General features: G+C 71.7%; 25 protein-coding genes. 12 read left to right on the top strand and 13 right to left on the bottom strand.

Features of this window, described 5'->3' with window-relative positions:
* Window positions 1-29 precede the first annotated feature (29 nt).
* The 5 genes from AS857_RS42155 to AS857_RS32375 form a co-directional block, all read right to left on the bottom strand.
* Window positions 30-239, bottom strand: coding sequence for a DUF6879 family protein (locus tag AS857_RS42155; RefSeq protein ID WP_338058292.1), 210 nt, complete (start codon window positions 237-239; stop codon window positions 30-32).
* Between the two features lie 37 nt (window positions 240-276).
* Window positions 277-1,461, bottom strand: coding sequence for a methyltransferase domain-containing protein (locus AS857_RS32395; RefSeq protein ID WP_245700584.1), 1,185 nt, complete (start codon window positions 1,459-1,461; stop codon window positions 277-279).
* Between the two features lie 389 nt (window positions 1,462-1,850).
* Window positions 1,851-2,693 (bottom strand): helix-turn-helix domain-containing protein, encoded by an 843-nt coding sequence (locus AS857_RS32385; RefSeq protein WP_058046707.1) that lies wholly within the window; start codon window positions 2,691-2,693, stop codon window positions 1,851-1,853.
* A complete protein-coding gene (locus tag AS857_RS32380) occupies window positions 2,690-3,223 on the bottom strand; it encodes a DUF6879 family protein (RefSeq protein ID WP_058046706.1) in 534 nt (177 codons plus the stop codon). Before AS857_RS32380 ends, AS857_RS32385 begins: the two co-directional genes overlap by 4 nt.
* A gap of 5 nt (window positions 3,224-3,228) precedes the next feature.
* Complete coding sequence (locus AS857_RS32375) at window positions 3,229-3,438, bottom strand: hypothetical protein (RefSeq protein ID WP_058046705.1); 210 nt, start codon at window positions 3,436-3,438, stop codon at window positions 3,229-3,231.
* Window positions 3,439-3,773: 335 nt separating this feature from the next.
* Between AS857_RS32375 and AS857_RS32370 the strand changes: the two genes are divergently transcribed.
* From AS857_RS32370 to AS857_RS32345, 6 genes are all read left to right on the top strand, one after another.
* Window positions 3,774-4,709 carry a hypothetical protein gene (locus AS857_RS32370; RefSeq protein ID WP_058047206.1) on the top strand — a complete coding sequence of 312 codons (936 nt, stop codon included), beginning with the start codon at window positions 3,774-3,776 and terminating at the stop codon, window positions 4,707-4,709.
* Window positions 4,710-4,818: 109 nt separating this feature from the next.
* On the top strand, window positions 4,819-5,250 hold the full coding sequence (locus tag AS857_RS32365; RefSeq protein ID WP_058046704.1) for a GntR family transcriptional regulator: 432 nt from the start codon (window positions 4,819-4,821) through the stop codon (window positions 5,248-5,250).
* Window positions 5,251-5,328: 78 nt separating this feature from the next.
* Window positions 5,329-6,237 (top strand): ATP-binding cassette domain-containing protein, encoded by a 909-nt coding sequence (locus tag AS857_RS32360; protein WP_058046703.1) that lies wholly within the window; start codon window positions 5,329-5,331, stop codon window positions 6,235-6,237.
* Window positions 6,234-7,214, top strand: a complete 981-nt coding sequence (locus AS857_RS32355; protein ID WP_058046702.1) for an ABC transporter permease subunit — start codon at window positions 6,234-6,236, stop codon at window positions 7,212-7,214. Before AS857_RS32360 ends, AS857_RS32355 begins: the two co-directional genes overlap by 4 nt.
* An 84-nt stretch (window positions 7,215-7,298) precedes the next feature.
* Window positions 7,299-8,084 (top strand): class I SAM-dependent DNA methyltransferase, encoded by a 786-nt coding sequence (locus AS857_RS32350; RefSeq protein WP_058046701.1) that lies wholly within the window; start codon window positions 7,299-7,301, stop codon window positions 8,082-8,084.
* A 28-nt stretch (window positions 8,085-8,112) separates the two neighbouring features.
* Window positions 8,113-8,880, top strand: a complete 768-nt coding sequence (locus AS857_RS32345) for a VIT1/CCC1 transporter family protein (RefSeq protein ID WP_058046700.1) — start codon at window positions 8,113-8,115, stop codon at window positions 8,878-8,880.
* 209 nt (window positions 8,881-9,089) lie between these two features.
* On the opposite strand, the gene AS857_RS32340 is transcribed toward AS857_RS32345, so the two are convergent.
* Entirely contained in the window at window positions 9,090-10,184 is a 1,095-nt protein-coding gene (locus AS857_RS32340) for a P1 family peptidase (RefSeq protein ID WP_058046699.1), read from the bottom strand.
* 13 nt (window positions 10,185-10,197) lie between these two features.
* Window positions 10,198-11,409 (bottom strand): low temperature requirement protein A, encoded by a 1,212-nt coding sequence (locus AS857_RS32335; protein WP_058046698.1) that lies wholly within the window; start codon window positions 11,407-11,409, stop codon window positions 10,198-10,200.
* Between the two features lie 86 nt (window positions 11,410-11,495).
* Between AS857_RS32335 and AS857_RS32330 the strand changes: the two genes are divergently transcribed.
* Window positions 11,496-11,723, top strand: a complete 228-nt coding sequence (locus AS857_RS32330; RefSeq protein WP_058046697.1) for a hypothetical protein — start codon at window positions 11,496-11,498, stop codon at window positions 11,721-11,723.
* Window positions 11,724-11,744: 21 nt separating this feature from the next.
* Here the strand turns inward: AS857_RS32330 and mscL are convergent, their stop codons facing one another.
* From mscL to AS857_RS32305, 5 genes are all read right to left on the bottom strand, one after another.
* Window positions 11,745-12,218 (bottom strand): large conductance mechanosensitive channel protein MscL, encoded by a 474-nt coding sequence (gene mscL / locus AS857_RS32325; RefSeq protein WP_058046696.1) that lies wholly within the window; start codon window positions 12,216-12,218, stop codon window positions 11,745-11,747.
* A 131-nt stretch (window positions 12,219-12,349) separates the two neighbouring features.
* Window positions 12,350-13,201: an S-methyl-5'-thioadenosine phosphorylase gene (locus AS857_RS32320; RefSeq protein ID WP_058046695.1), complete on the bottom strand. Its 852-nt coding sequence runs from the start codon at window positions 13,199-13,201 to the stop codon at window positions 12,350-12,352.
* A 127-nt stretch (window positions 13,202-13,328) separates the two neighbouring features.
* Window positions 13,329-13,646, bottom strand: coding sequence for an FmdB family zinc ribbon protein (locus AS857_RS38270; RefSeq protein WP_079110770.1), 318 nt, complete (start codon window positions 13,644-13,646; stop codon window positions 13,329-13,331).
* Window positions 13,647-13,712: 66 nt separating this feature from the next.
* Window positions 13,713-14,984, bottom strand: coding sequence for an MFS transporter (locus AS857_RS32310; protein WP_058046693.1), 1,272 nt, complete (start codon window positions 14,982-14,984; stop codon window positions 13,713-13,715).
* Between the two features lie 214 nt (window positions 14,985-15,198).
* On the bottom strand, window positions 15,199-16,764 hold the full coding sequence (locus tag AS857_RS32305) for a potassium/proton antiporter (protein WP_245700754.1): 1,566 nt from the start codon (window positions 16,762-16,764) through the stop codon (window positions 15,199-15,201).
* A gap of 253 nt (window positions 16,765-17,017) precedes the next feature.
* On the opposite strand from AS857_RS32305, the gene AS857_RS32300 reads away from it, so the two are divergent.
* Complete coding sequence (locus tag AS857_RS32300) at window positions 17,018-19,870, top strand: penicillin acylase family protein (RefSeq protein ID WP_058046692.1); 2,853 nt, start codon at window positions 17,018-17,020, stop codon at window positions 19,868-19,870.
* Window positions 19,871-19,990: 120 nt separating this feature from the next.
* Here AS857_RS32300 and AS857_RS32295 read toward each other — a convergent pair whose 3' ends face one another.
* The gene (locus AS857_RS32295) at window positions 19,991-20,632 is read right to left on the bottom strand and encodes a 5-formyltetrahydrofolate cyclo-ligase (RefSeq protein ID WP_058046691.1); all 642 of its coding nucleotides are present in this window, start codon (window positions 20,630-20,632) and stop codon (window positions 19,991-19,993) included.
* Window positions 20,633-20,683: 51 nt separating this feature from the next.
* Between AS857_RS32295 and galU the strand changes: the two genes are divergently transcribed.
* The 4 genes from galU (at window position 20,684) to AS857_RS32275 (ending at window position 24,014) form a co-directional block, all read left to right on the top strand.
* Window positions 20,684-21,586: a UTP--glucose-1-phosphate uridylyltransferase GalU gene (gene galU, locus AS857_RS32290; protein ID WP_058046690.1), complete on the top strand. Its 903-nt coding sequence runs from the start codon at window positions 20,684-20,686 to the stop codon at window positions 21,584-21,586.
* 70 nt (window positions 21,587-21,656) lie between these two features.
* On the top strand, window positions 21,657-22,937 hold the full coding sequence (glp, locus tag AS857_RS32285; protein ID WP_058047205.1) for a molybdotransferase-like divisome protein Glp: 1,281 nt from the start codon (window positions 21,657-21,659) through the stop codon (window positions 22,935-22,937).
* 70 nt (window positions 22,938-23,007) lie between these two features.
* A complete protein-coding gene (gene moaC, locus AS857_RS32280) occupies window positions 23,008-23,511 on the top strand; it encodes a cyclic pyranopterin monophosphate synthase MoaC (RefSeq protein WP_058046689.1) in 504 nt (167 codons plus the stop codon).
* Window positions 23,508-24,014, top strand: a complete 507-nt coding sequence (locus AS857_RS32275) for a MogA/MoaB family molybdenum cofactor biosynthesis protein (RefSeq protein ID WP_058046688.1) — start codon at window positions 23,508-23,510, stop codon at window positions 24,012-24,014. The genes moaC and AS857_RS32275 overlap by 4 nt, the downstream gene beginning before the upstream one ends.
* The last annotated feature ends 53 nt before the right edge of the window (window positions 24,015-24,067 follow it).

Below are 24,067 nucleotides of genomic sequence, written 5' to 3'. Positions count from 1 at the left end.
CGTGCGCTTCGCCGCCGCCGCGAACGGCCTCACACGGCCGGACGCAGCTGCGCTTGAAAGCTCTTCGTAGGGACCGCGTGATGCCAGGCCGCGTCCCGGACCTGGCAAGCACGGACGACGCTCTCGGCGTCCTCAAGAATGCGGACGCCGAGATGATTTCCTCGAAAGGCACGAGCTCTGCCATGACCCTCCTCGATGTCGGTTGAACACTGCCCACACTGGACCGGCCGAACGCGCAACCACAACGGTGCCGCTACTCGGCGGATTTCCGGCCCGTCAGAGGACGTGAGCCGGCTCGTCGAGCCAGACGGCGGTTCGTCCTCCCTCCATGACGGTCAGTCCGAAGCGGCCGAACCCCGGGCGGTCTTCGGTCTCCCACCACTCGTGGGCGGCCTCCACCTCGTCCCAGAGGCGGCGGGGCCCGGACTGGTAGACCTTGGCCTCTTCGCCGCCGTCGCGGAAGACGGCCACGGCCCATGACGTGTCCGAGAGCCCGTAGAGCCAGACGGCGCGGCGGCCGTCCCGTACACGGTCAGCGACGTGCGTGGCATCGCGTACGAGCAGGCCCATCACGAACCCGGCCGCGTCCTCGGCCCGCAGGGCGGTGACCGAGGTGTCGGCCCGGTCCATGGCGCCCGGTGGCACGTACGCCGCGTGCTGCCGCCGCACCAGCCTCTGCGAACGCATCCGCATGAAACCCACAGCCTGGGTGAAGGGCCCGGACGCGCTCCGGCCGTCCCCGGCGACGACCAGCCGCGCCGTGGCCTCCTCCGGCCCGTAGTACGTGCCCCAGGGCACGAGAATCACCCCGCCCGGGGCAGTCTGTTCGACCCAGGCGAACGGGATGGCCCGCAAGCCGCATGTGGCGATGACCCGGTCGTACGGGGCGCGCTCGGGGAAGCCGAGGAATCCGTCGCGATGCAGGACACGGACGGCCGACTCCAGCCCCGCGCGCCGCAGCGCCTCCCGGCCTGCCGAGGCCACGGCTCCGTCCACGTCCACGGTGACGATGCTCCCGTCCGGGCCCACCCGGTGGGCGAGCAGCCCCGCGTTCCATCCGGTGCCCGTGCCGATCTCCAGCACACGGTGCCCTTCCCCGACGTCCAGGTCCGCGAGCATGGAGAAGACCAGGCTCGGCATGGACGACGACGAACTGAACGACCGCCCGGGCTCGGTCCCGCGGTGGGCCCCGTCGTCCCACTGCGTGACGATGGGGCAGTTGGAGTCGGCGTACTTCTGCCACGCGTGCGGATCGCGTGCCCTGTCCACGGTGCGGCTCCGGCCCGTGTCCATGTCGTGCGGCCACATGACATCCGGCAGGAAGGCGTCGCGGCGCACGGCGTCGAAGGCGGGCAGCCACGCGGGGCGCAGGGCGCCGGAGTCGATGAGCGCCCGGCGGAGCGTTTCCCGGTCGGCGTCCCGGTCGGTGTCCACGGTCTGTCCGTCGATCGGCCGGGTCACTTGCCGTGCGTCCCGCCGCCGGGAGGCGTCGACCCGTCCGGGGTCGGCTCATCCGTCGGCATCCACGGTTGCCCGGGGTGCCCGTCGCCTTCTTCCTGGGGTTTCCCGTGGTCTCCGCTGTCCTGTACGGCGGGGACGGTGCTCGTCCGTCGGCTCATGGCGCTCTCCTCCGGGTGATCGATGTGCACTTGCTGGTGCTTTGTCGTCGCTTGCGCGAGCGCAGCGAGGTCCCTCCAGCGCCCTTCCCGGATGGCGGTTGCACGGGAGAGGGTGAGCCTGAGGCATTGCCTGCACGCGGTCATGTGCAGGACCGTACGAGCGCGTGTTTCTCGGATGCGGCGATGTTTCGAGTTGGTTCTCGCAACCGCAGTCCCGTTTCCCAAGGTTGCTCAACGCAGGTCGAGATTGGCTTTGGCCCGGGCGATGAGCCGGTGTGCAGCAGGCCCGTAGACGGCAGACTCCTCAAGAAGAGACCACGTGCGCATGTAGAGGGACACGTCCTCGGGGGAGTCGATCCACATCTCGGCGTTCCAGGTGTCGGCCACCACGAGCTTGCCGTCCATGATCCAGAAACCGTTCTTCGGGGAGAACTTGGTGCGCACGCCAAAGGGGATGATGCCGAGAGACACGGATTCCATGCCGATCAGGCTGACCAGCCGGTCCAGCTGGGCGACCATGGCTGACGGCGAGCACCGCAACGTGTGGAGCGCGGCCTCCCACAGGACGGCTTGGAAGAGGTGGCCGGGCTGGTACAGCGTTTCTTGGCGCTTCATGCGGGCACGGACGCCGGCCTCAATGTCCTTGGGTGTGCCGTGCCGCTCGGACACGTCCGTAAGTACACACCGGGCGTACTCCGGGGTTTGGAAGACACCTGGAACGATCGCGGGTTCGAACAGGCGGACATTCCGCGCCTGCTTCTCCTGCGCGGCATTGAGCTCCTGAACGGCCCGGTGCCCGGCGGCCAGCTGTCGGCGCCAGCTTCTTTGGCCGGATTCCAGACCGCGTAGCCGGGCTTTGAGCTCATCGGCGGCTTCGGGCTGTCCGGTCTCCCGGGTCCAGGCTTCCAGGTCATCCGAAGTCAGCGTCTGGCGGCCGTTCTCCAGTTTCGAGACCTTCGAGTGGGGCCAGTCGCATCTGACCGCCAACTGCCGGACGGTGAGCCGGGCCTCGGTGCGCAGCTCGCGCAGCCGCGCACCGAGGGCGACACGGGCGTGCTGGAAGTCAGTGCTCACGCATGGGAACGTACCTGTTCGACGAACTGCTCGCGCCTGATCGCATGATGCCAGGCCGCATCCCGGACCTGGCAGTACCGGGCGATGCGCACCGGATCCTCGATCAACTCCGAACCGAGGTATTCGTCGGCCTCATCGAAGTGCAGCAGCAACGCCCGCCGGGCGTCGAACAACCAGAAGTCCTCGGCGGGCAGGCTCAGCTTCTCGGCCTCTGCCCGCCACAAGTTCCTGATGTCTTCACCTGCGGCGATGTTGTTGACGGCGCTTGCGAGGAGGAAGCGCTGCCCCTGGGTGGGCGGGTTGTCGACCAGGCGGACGCGTTCGATGCGCTTTCCCTGGCGCGTCTGGGCTCGGATGTTGTCGCTCCAGGTGGAGGGCTCGATGCCGAGGCGCTCCCCGTTCTGGAACCGTGCGTAGCGCTCGCTTGCCAGGTCGGAGGCGTATCCACGCCGCGTTTCCAGCCGCCAGGCGGTGTACTGAAAGTCGCGGAAGTAGTCGCCGAAGGTGGCGTCGTCGATGTACTCCGGCACGTTTGCTACTCCTTGGGGGCGAAGCGGGTGAGCAGTTCGCGGGGAACGCGGACGAAGGACTCGCCGTCGAGGATGTTCTCGAACTGCTTCGTCTCGCAGACATCGGTGACGGTGTAGCCCTGGACGATGATCTCTCCGGTGTCGAGGTCCTCGTACAGAGTGGGGCACTTGCCCTCCTCCGAAGTCGTTCCGATCAGTCGAACCCTGAGAGCCATGGCAATCACCTCTCGTCTGCCGGCATCGGCGGCCGGATCTCGGGCGACCGTAGCGAGCCGATCGAGAAACACACCAGGGCGCCGAATCGCACATACCGGCGGGCTTGAGCTCCGGGCTTCGGGGGCCGGAATCCGAGCGCTCTTTCTGTGGAATGGGGGGTGGGTTCAACCCACCCTCCCACCCAACGTCGCCTATACCACGGCATGTTCACTTTTCGTGATCGGGTTGCGACATCCTGTCGTCCCGCCCTAGCGTTCGCAGCAACAAACAACCCCGGTCAGGCGCGGGAACGCCTGCCGGGGTTTGACCAACGAGATCGATGAGGCTCGATCCCATGGCTGACGCCGACTCTAGCGCTGCCCAGCGCTCCCCGCACCCGCATCCCGCCGCCGCCCCCGGCTACGGCAAGCGGACCGCACCCGATCAAGCCCCCCGCCGTCGTGGCGACTTCGCCCACTTACGGCCGCGCGAGGCGTCCATCGCCGCCTTCATCGACCGGCTTCCCGAAGGGGCCGCGATGGACGCGAAGACCCTGGCCGCCCACCTCGCCGACTACGGGCAGGCCGCCTGTCGTACCGCCCTCCGGCGGCTGTCGGAGGCCGGGCATCTGCGGCGGGTGACCGAGCGGATCAAGGGTGACGGCGGTAGCTGGCACTGGGTCACGCGGACCTATTTCTCCCGTACGGCCAGGGATGATGCCTGGTGGGAAGCCCTCCTTGTCGGCGGCGTGCCGCCTCGGCCCGTAGGCGAGCGGCCCGCGCCCCGGCCCGCCCGCTCCCAGCGTTCCCGCGCCTACCTCCTCCTCGCCTCCCTCGGCCGCGTCGAACCCCGTATGACCCTCTCCGCCGCCGAGTGTCAGGCCCTCGAAGCGCTCGCCTCACAATGGCTGGATCTGGGCGCCCGTGAGGAGGAGGTTGTGCGGGCCCTCACCGTCGGGCTGCCGCCCGAAGTGCACAGTGCCGGGGCGCTCGCCCGGCGGCGGCTTGTCGACAAGATGCCGCCCGAGCGGGAGCCGGAGCCAGAACCAGAACCGGATCCGGGATCGGCGCCCGAACCGCCCACCCCTCGTCCCCTCCGCATTCTCGAGTGCACCACCTGCCGTACCCCCGGCCGCCCCGAGGCCCTCCCCGGCGGGCTCTGTCGTGACTGTCGCGGGCTTCCTTCCCCGTACGCCGATTGCCGCCCCGACTCCGCCGAGATTCGGCGCCGCTCCGACGGCATCCGGCGCGCCATGCGGGCCGTCATGCAGGCCACGGCCCTCCCCTCGTAGGCCTCGCGTAGCCCTCCGTCATCCCCCGAACGCGCACCGTTCGGATTTGACGACTTCCGCACCCCCTCCGCATCATTCCACTAACACGTTAGTGAAACGAGGGTGCCGAATGATCGCGTTCCGGATCGACCGGCGCAGCGGCATGGCCACCTACCTGCAGCTCGTTCAGCAGGTCAGGCAGGCGCTCCGCCTGGGTTTCCTGGAGCCGGGGGACCGGCTGCCGACGGCCAGGGAAGTGGTCGAGGCCGTCGCCGTGAACCCCAACACCGTGCTCCGCGCCTACCGGGAGCTGGAGCGCGAGGGCCTCGTCGAGCCGCGGCCCGGCCGGGGCACGTTCGTGCGGCGGTCCCTGTCGCGGGCCGCCTCGGCCGGCGACTCGCCGCTGCGGGCCGAGGCCGTCGTCTGGGTGGCCCGGGCCCGCGCCGCCGGGCTGGAGCGGGAGGACGTCGCGGCGCTCGCCGCCTCCGTCCTCGACGAGTCCTTCCCGCCCCCCGAGCTGCCACCTCCCTTCATCCCGGCCCCCCGGCCGCCGCAGAACTAGACAGATGCGCAGACAGACGCGCAGACAGACGCGCAGACAGACGTGCAGGCAAAGACGCAGACGCTGGAGGAAGACAACGTGACCGACGACCCCACCACCGCCCTGCGGGCGACGCGCCTGGGACGGAGGTTCCGCGGTGGCTGGGCGCTCCGCGACTGCGACTTCGCCCTGCCCGCCGGGCGGATCACCGCCCTCGTCGGCCCCAACGGTGCGGGCAAGAGCACCCTGTTCCACCTGGCCACCGGCCTGCTCCGGCCCACCGCCGGCGAGCTCCGCGTCTTCGGCGCCGAGCCGACCGGCCCGGCCGCCCGCGACCGCATCGCCTTCCTCGCCCAGGACAAGCCGCTCTACCCCCGCTTCACCGTCGACGAAACCCTGCGCTTCGGCCGCGAGCTCAACCGCGACTGGGACGGGGCCGCCGCCGAGCGCATCGTCCGCGCCGGGAACATCTCCCTCGACGCCCGCGTCGGCGCCCTCTCCCAGGGCCAGGCCACCCGCGTCGCGCTCGCCCTCGCCTTCGGCAAGCGCCCCGACCTGCTGCTCCTGGACGAGCCGCTCGCCGACCTCGACCCGCTCGTGCGCATCGAGGCCATGGGGCTGGTCATGGCGGAGGTCGCCGACCGCGGCATCACCGTCGTCATGTCCTCCCACGTGCTCTCCGAGCTGGAGAACGCCTGCGACCACGTCCTGCTGCTCAAGCACGGCGCCGTACGGCTGGACGGCGACGCCCAGCAGCTGTGCGACGCTCACGTCCGCATCAGCGGGCTCGCCGACCCGTCCACGGACGACGGCCTGCCGTCCGCGATCGACCGCGCCGGCGTCGTCGAGGCCACCGTCACCGGGCGGCAGGTGCATGCCCTTCTCCGCCACACCGGACCGATCCCCGGCGACCGGTGGATCGCCGAAAGCCCCTCTCTGGAAGACCTCTTGCTCGCCTACCTGCGTTCCGACCGCACCCCCGCACCCGCTGCCGAGGCCGCCGCATGAAAGGCACCCTCTGGCTGGCCTGGCGCCAGCAGCGCGCCCTGATACTGACCGGCGCCGCCGTCCTCCTCGCCGTCACGGCCTGGGTGGTCGTCATGCGCATGGACATGACGGACTTCATCAGCAGCCACCACATCGACACCGCCGGCTGCAAGGGCTGGGACGGCGACTGCCAGGACGGGGCCACCGGCGAGGCGGCCCGCAAGCTGCTGGACGACAACACCGGCCCCCTCCGCACCCTCGGCTCCCTCAGCACCGCCGTGCCCGTCCTCATCGGCATCTTCTGGGGCGCCCCGCTCATCGGCCGCGAGCTGGAGAGCGGTACGTGGAAGCTCGCCCTCACCCAGGGCGTCGGCGTCCGCCGCTGGTTCGCCACCCGCTTCGCACTCGCCGCCCTCTGCACCGTGCTCGGCTCGGCCGTCCTCGCCGCGCTCGTCGCCTGGTGGTGGTCGCCGATCGCCAACATGCTCGACGGCCTCTACTGGCACGACGGCTACATCTTCAACGCCACCGGCCCCGCCGCCGTGGCCTGCGCCTTCTTCGGCCTCGCCGCCGGTACGGCCGCCGGCCTGCTCATCCGGCGCACGCTGCCCGCGATGGCCGCCGTGCTCGGCGCCGTCGTGGCCGTACGGTTCGCGCTCAACAGCTTCCGCTCCGACTGGTTCCCGCCGCAGGTGTGGCTCAGCCAGGGCGACGCGCCCCGCCGGGAGATCGGCAGCGGCTGGTCGACGGGCGAGTTCGGCTTCGTCGACGCCGCGGGCCGCAAACACGCGATCGCGGACGCCTGCCCCTGGGGCGAGGGCCTGCCCGACCTCAAGACGTGCATGGCCCAGAAGGGCTTCACCGGCCGCTACCGCACGGTCTACCCCAGCAGCGACTTCTGGTCCTTCCAGTGGATCGAGACCGGCATCTTCCTCGGCCTCGCCGCCGCCCTCATAGCGGTCGTCTGCATCGTGCTGAAGCGCCGTCCCCTCCCGTAACCCGCTGCCCCCGTATCCCGCTGCCCCCGTAACTCCCTGCCCCGTAACCCGCTGCCACCTCTCCTGACCACGGAGGTCCCGCCCGTGTCCTCGCGCAAAGCAACCGCACTGCTCAAGAACCGCAGCAACCTCTCCCACAAGGTCCGTTACGCGGTGACCCACCCCGCCCGCATCGCCCCCTACCTCAAGCGCACCGCCCGCGACGGCTGGCTCCGCCTCAAGCACCCCGACCACGTCGACTACTACCGCGCGGTGATGGCCTCCGACACCGCCCGCAGCCCCGAGGCCGCCGTCGGCAGCAAGAGCCACGACCGCTGGCTCGCCCTCGGGAAGATGCAGTTCGACTACCTCAAGGAGCACGGCCTCACCCCGCGCCACCGCATGCTCGACATCGGCTGCGGCAACCTCCGGGCGGGCCGGCTCTTCATCGACTACCTCGACGCCGGCAACTACTACGGCATCGACATCTCGCCCGACATCCTCATCTCCGCCAAGCGGACCCTGACCGACTACGGGCTCCAGGAGAAGCTGCCGCACCTCACCATCACCCAGAACCTCACCCTGGACTTCCTCCCCGACGCGCACTTCGACATCGTCCACGCGCACAGCGTGTTCTCGCACTCGCCCATCGAGGTGATCGAGGAGTGCCTGGCCCACGTCGGCCGGATCCTCGCCCCCGGCGGCTTCTTCGACTTCACGTTCGACCGTACGGAGGGCGCCGAACACCAGGTGCTCCGCGAGGACTTCTACTACCGCACCGGCACCCTCGTCGCCCTCGCCGAGAAGCACGGGCTGCAGGCCCGCTTCATGGACGACTGGGAGAAGCGGCCGCACGGACAGTCGAAGATCCGGGTGTGCCTGCCCGGGTGACCACCGGGATCGGTGGGAACCTCGGCTCGTGAGCGATGAGCCGCCCCCCACCGATCCCACCGATCCCGCCGGTTCCACCGGTCCTGCGGACCCCACCAGCCACCACGAGCCGCACGAGGGCGCCCTCGGCAACCGCCTCAACCGGCTGCGGGCCGCCGTCCTCGGCGCCAACGACGGCGTCGTCTCCACGGCCGGCCTCGTCGTCGGCGTCGCCGGCGCCACCGACGCGCGCGGCACGCTGCTGACGGCCGGGCTCGCCGGGCTGCTGGCCGGGTCCATGTCCATGGCGGCCGGCGAGTACGTCTCGGTGAGCACCCAGCGCGACTCCGAGCAGGCCGCCCTCGCCCTGGAGCGCCGCGAGCTCGCCACCGCCCCGCAGGCCGAACTCGACGAGCTCACCGAGCTCCTGGAGGACAAGGGGCTCACCGGCGAACTCGCCCGCGAGGTCGCCGAGCAGCTCACCGAGCACGATGCGCTCCGCGCGCACGCCGAGGTGGAGCTCGGCATCGACCCCGACGAGCTCACCAGTCCCTGGCAGGCCGCCGGGGCGAGCTTCCTGGCCTTCACGGCCGGGTCGCTGCTGCCGCTGCTCGCCATCGTCCTGCCGCCGGCGCACCTGCGGTTGGCGGTCACGGTCGTGGCGGTGCTCGCGGCGCTCGTGCTGTGCGGGTGGGGGAGTGCGCGGATGGGGGACGCTCCGGCGGGGCGGGCGATGTTGCGCAACGCGGGCGGGGGTGCGCTCGCCATGGCGGTGACCTACGCGGCCGGTTCGCTGTTGGGCGCGGCCGGGGTGTGAGCCTTCCCGGCGGTTCCGCCGGGCACCCCCGGTCTGTCGGCTGCGGGTCGTACGTGGCTTGTCGCGCAGTTCCCCGCGCCCCTTATCGGGGCGCGTTGCCGCTGCGGACCCGTATCGGGCGCGGGACCTCAGCCGACGTCGGTAGCCGGGGCGCGTTGCCGCAGCTCTCTTCGGCAGCCCGCTCGCGGGCAGTACTCAGGCCCGCCCCGCTACCCGTACAGCTCCCCGTACGACGGAAACACCCCTCCCGGCCCGTCCACCGATTGCGCCGCGAGTGCCCCCTTCGCCACCGCGCGGGTCACGACGTCCGCGCCCGCCGCCAGGATCTCGTTGAGCGCGCCGGCCGCCAGCAGGACGGCCGTGTCGCCGAAGACGTCCTCGGCCACCAGGGGGCGGTCGCCCGTGGCCAGGGCGAACACCGTGTCGCCGTCGTTGAGCAGGTGCACCGGGCGGATGGCGCGTGCCAGGCCGTCGTGTGCCGTGCCCGCGAGCTTCTGCGCCTGCGCGCGGGTGAGCGCGGCGTCGGTGGCGACGACCACGAGGGTGGTGTTGAGCGGCGGCCGGACGGACGACGCCGAGCGCTTCGCGGACTCCTCCCGGGCCGCGGCCAGCCGCCTCTGCGCGGCCTCGTGCCGCTCCTTCTCCGGAACCTCCACGACGCCCTCGTACAGCCGCGCGTACAACAGGCCCGTCGCCGGATCGGCCACCGAGCCCGCGGCGTTGACGACCGCCAGCGCCGCGACCGTCGTCCCCGAGGGCAGTACGGTGCTCGCCGTGCCGACCCCGCCCTTGAGGCCGCCGGCCACCGCGCCCGTGCCCGCGCCGACGTTGCCCTGCGCGACGGGCGCCCCCACGTCCTCGCGGGCGGCGGCCTCGGCGGCCTCCCGGCCCAGCGCGGCGTCGGGGCGGGCCCGCCAGTCGCCGCCGCGGCCGAGGTCGAAGAGGGCGGCGGCGGGGACGACGGGGACGACCTGCGCGGGGTCGGGGCCGACCCGGAAGCCGCGGCCGGAGTCCTCCAGCCAGGCCATCACGCCGGACGCGGCGTCGAGACCGAAGGCGCTGCCGCCGGTGAGGACGACGGCCTCCACGCGCTGGACGAGGTTGCGCGGGTCGAGTGCGTCGGTCTCGCGGGTGCCGGGGCCGCCGCCGCGGACGTCCACGGCGGCCACGGCGCCGCCTTCCGCGGTGAGGATGACGGTGGTGCCGGTGAGCGCGCCGGGGCCGGTGCGGCTCGCGTGTCCCACGCGGATGCCGGGGACGTCGGTGAGCGCGTCCATGGCTCCGGGGGCGGGTGCATTCGTCATACAGCCATGCGTATCACGCCTCGGCGAGCGGCGGGTTCCTTGTGGACAACCAGACCCCCGTCACCACCGTCACCGACGCCACCACCCCCGTCAGCAGCACCGCGTTGCCGCCCGCGAACGTGCAGGCCAGGACGGCCAGCGCGGACACCGGGAGCACCAACTGCTGGGCCGGGCCCCGCTTGTAGTGACGGGAGTGGACCAGCCAGACCGAGAACATGAACAGCGCCCCGGGGATCGTCACCGTGCTCGACGCCGCGAACGTGGAGATGTGCGCCTTGCCGACGGCCTGTTCGATCGCCACCTCGATGCCCGCGCCGATCGCGGCCGCCGACCCGAAGACGAGGTAGTGCCCGTAGCCCCACAGGAACGCCTGCCGGTTGGAGGCCAGGTGCAGGTGGATGGGGACGGCGAAGTAGATCCAGAACGCGGCGAAGATCAGCAGCAGGCCGCCCGCCGCCATCGGCAGCAGCTCGTCCAGCGCCTCGCTCTCCTCCAGCGCCGACTGCACGGCCACCGTGGCCGCCGAGACCGTCTCGCCCAGCACGATGATGGTGAACAGCCCGTACCGCTCGGCGATGTGGTGCGGGTGCCAGGCCGTCTGCTGCGTCATCTCGGCGAGGGTCGGGACCGCCATCTCCAGGAGGGCCATCACGAGGAACACCCACGGCTTGGCGCGGTCGGGCAGGAACAGCACCCCCAGCCAGCCCACCTGGCACGCGCACACCCCGGCCGCGTACTTCAGCGCCGTACGCCGCTCCGCGCCCGTCGTGGAGAACGCGGCCCGCAGCCACTGCGAGACCAGCGCCAGCCGCATCACCAGGTAGCCGAACCACACCACCGCGAAGTTGCCGTCGTCGAACGCCCGCGGGATGCCCGCCGACAGGATCAGCACCCCGGCGATCTGGACCAGCGTCACCACCCGGTACAGGACGTCGTCCGTGTCGTACGCGGACGCGAACCAGGTGAAGTTCATCCACGCCCACCAGATGGTGAAGAACATCATCAGGTAGCCGAGCACGCCGTGCGCCGCGTGCCCCTCGGCCAGCGCGTGCACGAGCTCCCGCCCCGCGACGGCCACCGCCACGACGAAGCACAGGTCGAAGAAGAGCTCCAGGGGCGTGGCCGCCCGGTGCTCCTCGTCGCGCCCGCGGCCCGTCATCCGGCGCAGTACGCGGGAGGGCGGCGGTCCGCCGTCCGGCAGGGGGCGGGGCGCGTCCTCGCTCATGGGGCGATTCTCACCGCGCAGGCCGCGGTGCGCGCGCGGGAACGGTACGGACGGGGGTGCCGGGCTCCGCCCCGTACCCTGGGCGTATGAGTGACACCGCCCCCGAGACCGCCCCCGAGGCCGGCGCCGGAACCGCTTCGCAGCCCGCGCCGCGGCCGCGCAACGCCGCAGCCGCCGCCCTGATCTTCGACGACCCGCTGTCGCAGCAGTCCTCGGACGACACCGACCGCGGCTGGGGCGAGCGGCCGGCCGGTGGTGGCTCCGCCGCGGACCTGGCCCGCTTCCTGGACGAGAAGCCGCCGCACCACATCTGAGGACGCGGGCCCCGCCGGCGGCTACCTCTGCGCCGGCACCGTCTCCGAGCCCGGCTCGCGGCGCTGCTCCACGAGCGCGTCGCGGATCTGCTTGAGCAGCTCCAGCTCGGTCTCCTTGGCCGGGGCCGCCGGCGTGCGGGCCGCCTGGCGGTCCTGCCAGCGCTTCATCGGCAGCAGCATCAGGAAGTAGACGACCGCGGCCGTGATCAGGAACGTGAGGGTCGCGCTGAGCACCGAGCCCCACTGGATGAAGACGCCCTTGGTGACCTCACCGGCCGCGTTCTTGACGCAGGGGCCCTTCAGGCAGGACGCGTAGTGATCGAGGTCCTTCGTGCCGAAGGCCCCCACCACCGGGTTGATCACGCCCTTGACCACCGAGTTCACGATGTTCGTGAACGCTGCGCCGATGACGACGGCGACGGCGAGGTCTATGACGTTGCCCCGCATGAGGAACGCCTTGAATCCGCCGAGGACCCCGGTCTTGCTCGTCGTCACTGCACAGCCTTTCTCGTCCTGTCTCCGGCCGAATGCCCGGGATGTTCCGGACGCTCTGGATGTTCCGGATCTTCCGGATGCTCTGAATGTTCCGGAATAGAGGATTCCATATTCGGCCGGTGACCCCGTCATCAAGGCAGTTCGATACCCAGGTCCCAGCCCCGGTGCACGTCCGCGCACAGACAGTTGCGCTCCTTGGTCTCCGGCAGGGCCGTGACCGCCGCGAAGAGCACCTCGCGCAGGCGTCCCACGTTCTCCCCGAAGACCCGCATGACCTCGTCGTGCGAGACGCCCTGGCCCGTCTCGGCGCCCGCGTCGAGGTCCGTGACCAGCGCCATCGAGGTGTAGCAGAGCTCCAGCTCGCGGGCGAGCACGGCCTCGGGGTGCCCGGTCATGCCGACGACCGTCCAGCCCTGGGCGGCGTGCCAGCGCGACTCGGCCCGGGTGGAGAAGCGCGGCCCCTCTATGACGACCATCGTGCCGCCGTCCACCACCGGCTCCCAGCCGTGCCCGCGCGCCACCGCGACCGCCACCGCGCGCCCGGTGGGGCAGTAGGGGTCGGCGAAGGAGGTGTGGACGACGTTGGGCACCCGGCCGTCGGGCAGCATCTCGCCGTCGAAGTAGCTCTGTGCGCGCGCCTTCGTCCGGTCCACGAGCTGGTCGGGGACGACCAGCGTGCCCGGCCCGTACTGCGGCTGCAGGCCGCCGACCGCGCACGGGGCGAGGACCTGCCGCACGCCGAGCGAGCGCAGGGCCCACAGGTTGGCCCGGTAGTTGATGCGGTGGGGCGGCAGGTGGTGGCCGCGGCCGTGGCGGGGGAGGAAGGCGACCTTCCGTCCGGCGAGCTCGCCGACGAAGACGGAGTCGCTCGGCGACCCGTACGGCGTCATGACCGTGACCTCGGTCACATCCTCCAGGAAGGAGTAGAAACCGGACCCGCCGATGACGCCTATATCCGCACGCGCACTGTGCATTTCGACCATGGGGGTCACCCTAACGGCGTGTCAGGGCATGCCACAGAGCCCTTCGCCTCCGGAGGGAGGTGAAGGGCTCTGCGGGAAGAACTGCTCCGGCCGGGCCGGGGCGGCCCGATGTGTCGGACGCGACCGGTCAGGCCGCCGACGTGCCGGTGGAGGCCGTGGCCGACGAGGACGTCGAGGAGGCCGGGGACTTCGTGTCCGAGCTCTTCGAGGCGGACGACGAGGTCGTCGAAGTCGTCGAGGGCTTCGCGGGCGAGCTGCTGGACGACGAGCCACGGCTGTCGTTCCGGTAGAAGCCGGAGCCCTTGAAGACGATGCCGACCGCGGAGAAGACCTTCTTCAGGCGCCCCTGGCAGCCGGGGCACTCGGTCAAGGCGTCATCGGTGAACTTCTGCACCGCCTCGAGGCCCTCGCCGCACTCGGTGCACTGGTACTGGTAAGTCGGCACTTGCTCCTCCTGGCACTCTCACTCGTTGAGTGCTAACGACGATCCATACTGCAGTATTCCTGTCCGTCAGTCCACCGGGACGGGCTCACGGTGACCGACCCCACGTGCCGCGACGACCGACTCCGAGCGCGGGGTCAGCGCCTTCCGCAGGAGCAGCAGGACCAGCAGCGCGACCGCCGTACCGCCCAGCGGCACCAGGAATCCGGTGCTCGCGCCGTGGCTGTCGATCAGCTGCCCGCCCACGGTCGCACCGGCCGCCTGGCCGAGGCCGACGGCGCCGGTCAGCCAGGTGAACGCCTCGGTGCGGGCGCCCGCCGGGACCAGCTTCTCCACCAGCGTGTAGCCGGTGATCAGCGAGGGTGCGATGCACAGGCCCACCGCCATGCCCAGGGCACCCAGCAGGACCATGTGGTGCGCGGCCCACAGCGGGGTCGTGGCCAGCACCAGCAGCGGGTAGGCCAGCAGCAGGCGGCGCTGCGGGCTCGTCTTCCAGGCGATGACGCCGCAGGCGATGCCCGCGATCATGTTTCCGGCCGCGAAGGCGCCGTACATCAGGCCGTTCAGGCCCGGGTCGCCCATCTCCTTGGTGAAGGCGGTCATCGACACCTGCATGCCGCCGAAGACGGTGCCGATGCCCAGCATGACGATCGCCAGCACCCGCACGCCCGGCACGGACAGCGCGGAGACGCGCTTGCCGGCCTCGGCGGAGCCGGCCGCCGTGCGGCTCGGCTGCGGCTGCGTGCGCCGCTGCGAGGCGAACAGCAGACCGCCGGCCAGGGTCAGCACGGCCTCCGCGACCAGACCGGCGGCCGGGTGGACGCCGGTGCACAGCGCCGTGGCCAGCACCGGGCCGATCACGAAGGTGAACTCGTCGGTGACGGACTCGAAGGCCGCCGCCGTCGACATCAGGGGAGAGCCGTCGAGCTTGCTCGCCCAGCGCGCCCGCACCATCGGGCCGATCTGCGGGGTCGACGCACCGGCCGGCACGGCCGCCGCGAGCAGCGCCCACAGGGGCGCGTCCGACAGCGCGAGCACCGTCAGCAGCGAGATCGCCGCGGCGTGCACGACGACGCCGGGGATCAGGACCGCGGCCTGGCCGAAGCGGTCCGCGAGCTTGCCGCTCTGCGGAGCGAACAGGGCCATGGCCACGCCCGCCGTCGCCGAGACGGTGCCCGCGGTGCCGTACGAGCCGGTGGTGTCGTTGACCAGCAGCAGAATGCCGATCGTCAGCATTGCGAACGGCTGCCGGGCCAGGAAGCCCGGCAGCAGGAACGTCCACGCACCGGGGGTGCGCAGCAGCTGCCCGTATCCGGGCCGTTCGTTGACCGTGGATGCCACGGCCCAGGCCTTTCCGCCGCCTGGTAGCGCGCCACCGGACGGCAAGCCGCCACGGAGCGCGCCGAGAGCTGTCCTCTCGCGCAGGACCGTGGTAGATGCCTTCCGGCCGCCTCGTGCGACCGCGGCCGCCGTGCGGTCGCGCCAGCCCTGCATCAGGCAGAGTTGGTTCGGTGTGAATCTGGGGAAACCTCCCGCTGGGAGCGGGAGTGAATGATTACTTCCTCTTTATCATACGGGGACCCTTGGATATGCCTATGGCCTTCGTCACAGAGGGGTCCGCGGACGGCTCCCGGTGGTTGCCCGTCGCGCCCAGCCAGCCCGCCAGCTTGCCGCCCTCGCCGACCGCCCGCAGCCGCTTCTCGGTCGCGTCGCGCACCGGGTCGGTGGCCACGACGAGCAGCTCGTCGAGGCGGCGCAGGACGGTCGCGGGCTGGGGCACGAAGCTCTTGCCGTCCCGGACGACCAGGGTGACCGCGGCGCCGGGCGGCAGCCGCAGCTCGGAGACCTCCACGCCGTGCATCCGCGAGCCCTCGGGGATGGCGACGGACAGCAGGTGGCCGCGCAGCCGCTCCAGCGGCGCCGACTCGATGCCGAGGTCCTCCGGCTCGTTCTCGCCGAGGCGCAGGCGGCGCGCCAGCCAGGGCAGCGTCGGGCCCTGGACCAGGGTGTAGACGATCACCAGCACGAAGACGATGTTGAAGATCGTGCGGCTGTCCTTCACCCCGGCCACCATCGGGATGGTGGCCAGCACGATGGGTACGGCGCCGCGCAGCCCGGCCCAGGACAGCAGGACCTTCTCCTGCCAGGGGGTACGGAAGGGCGCCGTGCTCAGGAAGACGGACACCGGCCGCGCGACCATGGTCAGGACCAGCCCCACGACGAGCGCGGGGATGATGTCGTCGCCCAGCTCGTGCGGGGTGACCAGCAGGCCGAGCAGGACGAACATGCCGATCTGGGCGATCCAGCCGAGCCCCTCGGCGAAGCCCCGGGTGGCCGGCCAGTGCGGCAGCTTGGCGTTGCCGAGGATCAGGGCCGCGAGGTAGACGGCGAGGAAGCCGGACCCGTGCGCGAGGGCGCCGCCCGCGTAGGCGGCGGTGGCGATGGCCATCACGGCGATGGGATAGAGGCCGGAGGCGGGCAGCGCCACGTGCCGCAGGCCGTACGCGCCGAGCATGCCGAACGCGATGCCGACGGCGGCGCCGATCGCCAGCTCCAGGGCGATCTGCCCGAGCAGCAGGTACCAGTGCTCGACGGGGCCGGCCGCCGAGAAGGCGACGACGAGGATGACGACGGGGGCGTCGTTGAAGCCGGACTCGGCCTCCAGGACGCCGGTGAGCCGGGACGGCAGGGGGACGTTGCGCAGGACGGAGAAGACGGCCGCGGCGTCCGTCGAGGACACCACCGCACCGATGATCAGGGCCTGCCGCCAGTCGACGCCGGCCAGGTAGTGCGCGGCCGCGGCGGTCAGCCCGACGCTCACCGCGACGCCGAAGGTGGACAGCACGGCGGCCGCGGGCAGCGCCGGTTTGATCTCGTGCCACTTCGTGCCGAGACCGCCCTCGGCGAGGATGACGACCAGGGCGGCGTAGCCGATCACCTGGGTCAGGCCCACGTCGTTGAAGGAGACGCCGATGCCGTCCTGGCCGATGGCTACCCCGATGCCGAGGTAGATGAGCAGGCTCGGCAGCCCGCTGCGCGAAGAGATGCGTACCGCCGCGACTGCGACGAGCAGTACGAGGGAGCAGATCAGCAGGAGTTCGTTGAGGTGGTGGACAGTCAGGGGCCGGTCCCTTCACGAGCGTCTTGCGACGAGTGTCTTGCCACGGACGACGGCCGGAACGTTCCTCCGGCCGAGGGGAACTTCATTTCCTCATCTAATATTTTACGGGTTCTTGACGCCTGCCGGCCTCGCGAGGGTGCCGGGAGGGATTGATCTCACTGCACGGTCCGGCATCCGCGTCCGGGCGCTCAGCGCCCTGCGCCTATGGTTGCTTCCAGCACTCCAGGACCACCCTGCCCCTCTAAGGACAGCGATGCCCGCCAACAAGACCGGCCCTTCCGGCAAGAAAAAGAAGGGGCGACGTGCCCGCCTGCTCGTGATCACCGTCGTGCTGCTGCTCGTCGCGGGCATCGGCTTCGGCGCGTACTGGAGCGTCAGCACCGTGCGCGCCTCCTTCCCGGAGACCAGCGGCACCCTGCAGCTCAAGGGTCTCGGCGGGCAGGTGAAGGTCGCGCGTGACGACCACGGCATTCCGCAGATCTACGCGGACAGCGCCGAGGACCTCTTCCGCGCCCAGGGCTTCGTCCAGGCGCAGGACCGGTTCTGGGAGATGGACGTCCGGCGCCATCTGACGGCGGGCCGCCTGTCCGAGATGTTCGGCGACGGCCAGGTCGAGACGGACGCCTTCATCCGGACCATGGGCTGGCGGAAGGTCGCGCAGGAGGAGTACGACACCAAGCTGTCGGCGACCACCAAGAAGTACCTCCAGGCGTACTCCGACGGTGTCAACGCCTACCTCAAGGACCATCAGGGCAAGTCGCTGTCCGTCGAGTACGCGGCCCTGGAGTTCGAGAACGAGTACAAGCCGGAGAAGTGGACGCCGGTCGACTCGGTCGCCTGGCTCAAGGCCATGGCCTGGGACCTGCGCGGCAACCTGCAGAGCGAGATCGACCGCTCGCTCGCCTCGACGCGGCTGAGCCCCCGGCAGATCGAGCAGCTGTACCCGGCGTACCCGTACGGCCGGAACAAGCCGATCGTCGAGGGCGGCGCCGTCGACCCGGCCACCAAGGAGTTCGACCCGAAGGCCACGCCGACGGAGGGGCAGACCGGACAGACGGGGCAGGCCGGTCAGAACGGCCGCAACGGACAGCCCGGCGGGACGGGCACGGCGGGCACGCCGGGCGCGAACGGCACCCCCGGCGCCCAGAACAACAACGGCACCCCCGCCACCGGCGGCGGCGCCGGCGCGGCCGGCGGACTGCGCTCCGGCCTGACCGCCCTGTCCGGCACCCTGGACAAGATCCCGGCGCTGCTCGGCCCGTCCGGCAACGGCATCGGTTCCAACTCGTGGGTCGTCTCCGGCCAGTACACGACGACCGGCAAGCCGCTGCTCGCCAACGACCCGCACCTCGCCCCGCAGCTGCCCTCGCTCTGGTACCAGATGGGCCTGCACTGCACCAAGACGTCCGCGGCCTGCCCGTTCGACGTGGCCGGCTACACCTTCGCCGGCATGCCCGGCGTGGTCATCGGCCACAACCAGGACATCGCCTGGGGCATGACCAACCTCGGCGCGGACGTGACCGACCTCTACCTGGAGAAGGTCACCTCCGACAGCTACCTCTACGACAACAAGCAGGTCCCCTTCGCCACCCGCAAGGAGACCATCAAGGTCGCCGGCGGCGGCGACCGCACCATCACCGTCCGCTCCACCCGGAACGGCCCCGTCGTCTCCGACCGCAACAGCGAGCTGGGCAAGGTCGGCCAGGACGCCCCCGTCAAGGACCCGGCGCCCGACCGCGCCGAGGGCTACGCCGTCTCGCTGCGCTGGACCGCGCTCGACGCCGGCCGGACGATGGACGCCCTCCTGGACCTCAACCGCGCCACCGACTTCGCGTCGTTCCGCAAGGCCGCGGCCGGCTTCGAGGTCCCCTCGCAGAACCTGATCTACGCCGACACCAAGGGCAACATCGGCTACCAGGCCCCGGGCCGCATCCCCGTCCGCAAGGGCGACGGCCGCATGCCCGCGCCCGGCTGGGACCCCGCCTTCCAGTGGACCGGCTTCCTCAAGCCGGGCGAGCTGCCGTGGGAGCTCAACCCCAAGCGCGGCTACATCGTCACCGCCAACCAGGCCGTCACCGACAAGAAGTACCCCCACGCCCTCACCGGCGACTGGGGCTACGGCGCCCGCAGCCAGCGGATCAACGACCTCATCCAGTCGAAGATCAAGGACGGCGGCAAGATCTCGACGGACGACATGCAGAAGATGCAGATGGACAACAGCAGCGAGATCGCCAAGCTGCTGACGCCCTACCTGCTGAAGATCAACATCAAGGCCGAGAACGAGCGCGAGACGAAGTATGTCCGCGAGGCCCAGAAGCTCCTCGAGGGCTGGGACTACAACCAGGAGGCCGACTCGGCCGCCGCCGCGTACTTCAACGCCGTCTGGCGCAACACCCTCAAGCTCGCCTTCGGCAACAAGCTCCCCAAGGAGCTGCGCGTCAAGGGCCAGTGCCTGCGGGTCCGCCCGGCCAACGACGCCGGCCCCCAGGAGGACCTGGACGGCAACACCCGCCTGGTGCGCGAGTGCGGCGAGCGCGACCCCGACTCGGCGCAGCCCGACGGCGGCGACCGCTGGTTCGAGGTCGTCCGCGGCATCCTCGACAAGCCGAACGACGACTGGTGGAAGACCGGCGGCCGCGCCGGCGCCGGCAACCGCGACGAGCTGCTCGCCCGCGCCATGAAGGACGCCCGCTGGGAGCTGACCTCCAAGCTCGGCAAGGACGTGAACTCCTGGAGCTGGGGCCGCCTCCACCAGCTGAACCTGAAGAACCAGACCCTCGGCAAGGACGGCCCCGGCATCGTCCGCTGGATGCTCAACCGCGGCCCGTGGAACCTCGCCGGCGGCGAGGCCACGGTCAACGCGGCGGGCTGGAACGCGGCCGGCGGCTACGACGTGATCTGGGTCCCGTCCATGCGGATGGTCGTCAACCTCGCCGACCTCGACAAGTCCCGGTGGATCAACCTCACCGGAGCGTCCGGTCACGCGTACAACGCGCACTACTACGACCAGACGGACAAGTGGGCCAAGGGCGAGCTCCTGCCATGGGCTTTCAGCCCGGACGCGGTGAAGAAGGGCACGGACGCCGAGCTGACGCTCAAGCCGTAAGGCTTGTCGGCGGCGCCCAGGACGGGCTGGATTTTGCTGGGACCCCAGCAGAATCCAGCCCGTCCGGCGTTTGAGGACGAGCGCGTTCAGCGCGACACGGGGTCCGGGGCGGAGCCCCGGTTACGGGAAGGGGCGGGGTGGGGGAGAGAAGCGCCGCAGGCCGCTCGGGGTGACCACCGCGTCCACAGGGCCATCGTGCGGCTCCGCCGGGACCTCGGGGATCACCTCGCTGTCGTACAGCAGGACGACCCGCGACGGAGTCGCGCCCGCCCGCTCCAGCCGCGCCAGCACCCGGTCGTAGGACCCCCCGCCGCGGCCCAGCCGCATCCCCCGGTCGTCCACGGCCAGCCCCGGCAGCAGGACCGCGTCCGCAGCCGTCACGGCCTCCGGCCCCAGCCGGGGCCCGTCCGGCTCCAGGAGGCCGCGCCCGGCCCGTACGAGACGGTCCGGGCCCTCGTAGGCGGCCCAGTCGAGATCGTTGTCCTCCAGGAGGACCGGGAGCAGCACCCGTACCCCCCGGCGGCGGAGCGCCTCCAGGAGCGCGCGGGTGCCCGGTTCGCGCCCCACGGAGACGTACGCGGCCACCGTTCCGGCCTCCGCGAGCTCGGGGAGCTCAAGCGCGCGGCGGGCCAGCGCGGCCCCCGCTTCCGCCACGTCATCCGAGGTCAACCCGGATCTCACCGCCAGGAGACCGCGCCGCAACCCTGCCTTGCTACCGTCGTACTTGATCACTGTGCGTACAAACTCCTTGTCTGGGGGCATACTCGGTGGAGCCTCATCCTCCGCACAATCTCAACGGATAGTGTTCGGCCCATGACTCACTCGCGTCCTCGGATCAGCAAGGCTGTCATCCCCGCAGCCGGTCTCGGCACCCGATTTCTGCCTGCCACCAAGGCCACGCCCAAGGAAATGCTGCCTGTCGTGGACAAGCCGGCGATCCAGTACGTGGTGGAGGAGGCCGTCCTCGCCGGCCTCTCGGACGTCCTCATGATCACAGGGCGTAACAAGCGCCCGCTCGAGGACCACTTCGACCGGAACTACGAGCTGGAGGAGGCGCTGCGCCGCAAGGGTGACGAGTCCCGGCTCGCGCGGGTGCAGGAGTCCAGCGACCTGGCGACCATGCACTACGTCCGCCAGGGCGACCCCCGGGGCCTCGGCCACGCCGTCCTGTGCGCCGCCCCGCACGTCGGCAACGAGCCCTTCGCCGTCCTCCTCGGCGACGACCTCATCGACATCCGGGACCCGCTGCTGTCCCACATGGTCGCGATCCAGCGCAAGCACGGCGGCAGCGTGATCGCCCTCATGGAGGTCGACCCCGCCCAGGTCGGGATGTACGGCTGCGCGGCCGTGAAGCCCACCGACACCGACGGTGTGGTGCAGGTCACGGGCCTGGTCGAGAAGCCGGACCCCTCCGAGGCCCCCAGCAACTACGCGGTGATCGGCCGCTACGTCCTCGACCCGGCCGTCTTCGACGTGCTGCGCGAGACCCCGCCCGGCCGCGGCGGCGAGATCCAGCTCACGGACGCCCTGCAGGCCCTCGCGGCCGAGCCCGGCCTCGGCGGACCCGTGCACGGGGTGATCTTCAAGGGCCGCCGCTACGACACGGGTGACCGCGGGGACTACCTGCGCGCCATTGTCAGACTGGCCTGCGAGCGTGAGGATCTAGGACCGGACTTCCGCGCCTGGCTCCGCCGTTACGTCACCGAGGAGATGTAGCACCTTGAGCAGTACCGCCGCCGACACGGCCACCGACCCCGTCCCCGCCGCGACGGACGACCCGGACCGCATGTGGACGGTGGAGGAGCACCTCGCCGACGTCCTGGGGAAGATCCGGCCCCTGGAGCCGATCGAGCTGCAGCTGCCGGACGCCCAGGGCTGCGTCCTGGTCGAGGACGTCACCGTTCCGGCCGCCCTCCCGCCCTTCGACAACAGCTCCATGGACGGCTACGCGGTCCGCACGGCCGACGTCGAGGGCGCCACGGAGGAGTTCCCCGCGGTCCTCACCGTCGTCGGCGACATCGCGGCGGGCAGTGGCGGTGCGGCCGTCGCGGTGGGCCCCGGCGAGGCCGCCCGGATCATGACCGGCGCCCCGCTGCCGTCCGGCGCGGAGGCCGTCGTCCCCGTGGAGTGGACCGACGGCGGCGCGGGCGCGGGTCCCGCCATCGCCATGGACGCCCACAGCAAGGTCCCCGAGCGCTCCGGCGGCGAGGTCCGCGTCCACCGGCCCGTCGCCGCCCGCGCCCACGTCCGCGCCCGCGGCAGCGACGCCCTCACGGGCGAGCTGGCCCTCGCCGCGGGCACCGTCCTCGGCCCGGCCCAGATCGGCCTGCTGGCGGCCATCGGGCGGGCCACCGTCCTGGTCCGGCCGCGGCCCCGCGTGGTCGTCATGTCCACCGGCAGCGAGCTCGTCCAGCCCGGCGAGGAGCTCGCGCCCGGCCGCATCCACGACTCCAACAGCTTCGTGCTGTCCGCCTGCGCGCGCGACGCCGGGGCCATCGCCTACCGCGTCGGCGCCGTCGACGACGACGCCGAGCTCCTGCGCGCCACCCTGGAGGACCAGCTCATCCGCGCCGACGCCGTCGTCACCAGCGGCGGCGTCAGCGTCGGCGCGTACGACGTGGTCAAGGAGACCCTCTCGGGGCTCGCGGGCGAGGAGGGCAGCGTCTCCTTCCGCCGGCTCGCCATGCAGCCCGGCAAGCCGCAGGGCTTCGGCCGGATCGGCCCCGACCGGGTCCCGCTCTTCGCCCTCCCGGGCAACCCCGTCAGCTGCTACGTCTCCTTCGAGCTCTTCGTCCGCCCCGCCCTGCGGGCCCTCATGGGGCTCGACCCCGTCGACCGCACCACCGTGCGCGCCGTGTGCACCGACGCCGTCGCCTCCTCGCCGCAGGGCCGCCGCCAGTTCCTGCGGGCCCGCCACGAGCCGGGCTCGGGCACGGTCTCGCTCGTCGGCGGCGCCGGCTCGCACCTGGTGAAGGCCCTCGCCCAGGCCAACGCCCTCGTCGTCGTCCCCGAGGAGACCACCTCCGTCGCCGCCGGCACGGAGGTCGACGTGGTCCTCCTCGGCTGACTCCTCGGCCGGTCACCCGCCGCGCGCTGCCGGTACGGTGTCTGCCCAACAGGACCGGACCAGGAGAACCATGAGCAGCGCCCAGGACCCGCCCGAGCCCTCCCGCCTCACCCACATCGACAGTGCGGGCGCGGCCCGCATGGTCGACGTCTCGGCCAAGGAGGTCACCGCCCGCACGGCCCGCGCCAGCGGGCGGGTCCTCGTAGCGCCGCGCGTGGTGGAGCTTCTGCGCGGCGAGGGCGTCCCCAAGGGCGACGCCCTCGCCACCGCCCGCATCGCCGGCATCATGGGCGCCAAACGCACCCCCGACCTGATCCCGCTCTGCCACCCGCTGGCCGTCTCCGGCGTGAAGGTCGACCTGTCCGTCGCCGACGACGCCGTGGAGATCACGGCCACGGTGAGGACGACCGACCGCACGGGCGTGGAGATGGAGGCGATGACGGCCGTCGCCGTCGCCGCGCTGACGGTCGTGGACATGGTCAAGGCCGTGGACAAGGGCGCGACCGTCACCGACATCAGGGTGGAGGAGAAGACGGGCGGAAAGTCGGGAAGCTACGTGAGGGACGCCTCATGACGGCCCCGAACGGCTACCGCGCCCTCGTCGTCACCGCCTCCAACCGCGCCGCCGCGGGCGTCTACCCCGACAAGGGCGGGCCCCTGCTCGCCGCCGGGCTGGAAGCCCTCGGGTTCGCCGTGGACGGGCCCGTCGTCGTCCCCGACGGGCCGCCGGTGGAGGCGGCCCTCCGCAACGGCATCACCGCCGCCTACGACGTGATCGTCACCACCGGCGGCACCGGCCTGTCGCCCACCGACCGCACGCCCGAGGCGACCCGCCCCCTCCTCGACCGGGAGGTCCCCGGCATCGCCGAGGCCGTCCGGGCCGAGGGGCTGGCCAAGGTGCCCACCGCCGCCCTCTCCCGGGGCCTGGCCGGGCTCGCCGGCCGGACGCTGATCGTGAACCTGCCCGGATCGACGGGCGGCGTCCGCGACGGCCTCGCCGTGCTGGGCCGGCTGCTGGTCCACGCCGTGGAGCAGGTGCACGGGGGCGATCACCCGAGACCGGGGGGCCCGCACTGAACGCCGGCCGGCCCGCCGAGCTCGTGGACGGCGACGTCCTCCTGCGCCCCATC

Source organism: Streptomyces roseifaciens, from assembly GCF_001445655.1.
Classification (GTDB): Bacteria; Actinomycetota; Actinomycetes; order Streptomycetales; family Streptomycetaceae; genus Streptomyces; species Streptomyces aureoversilis.
This window is presented reverse-complemented; position numbering and strand designations above follow the sequence as displayed.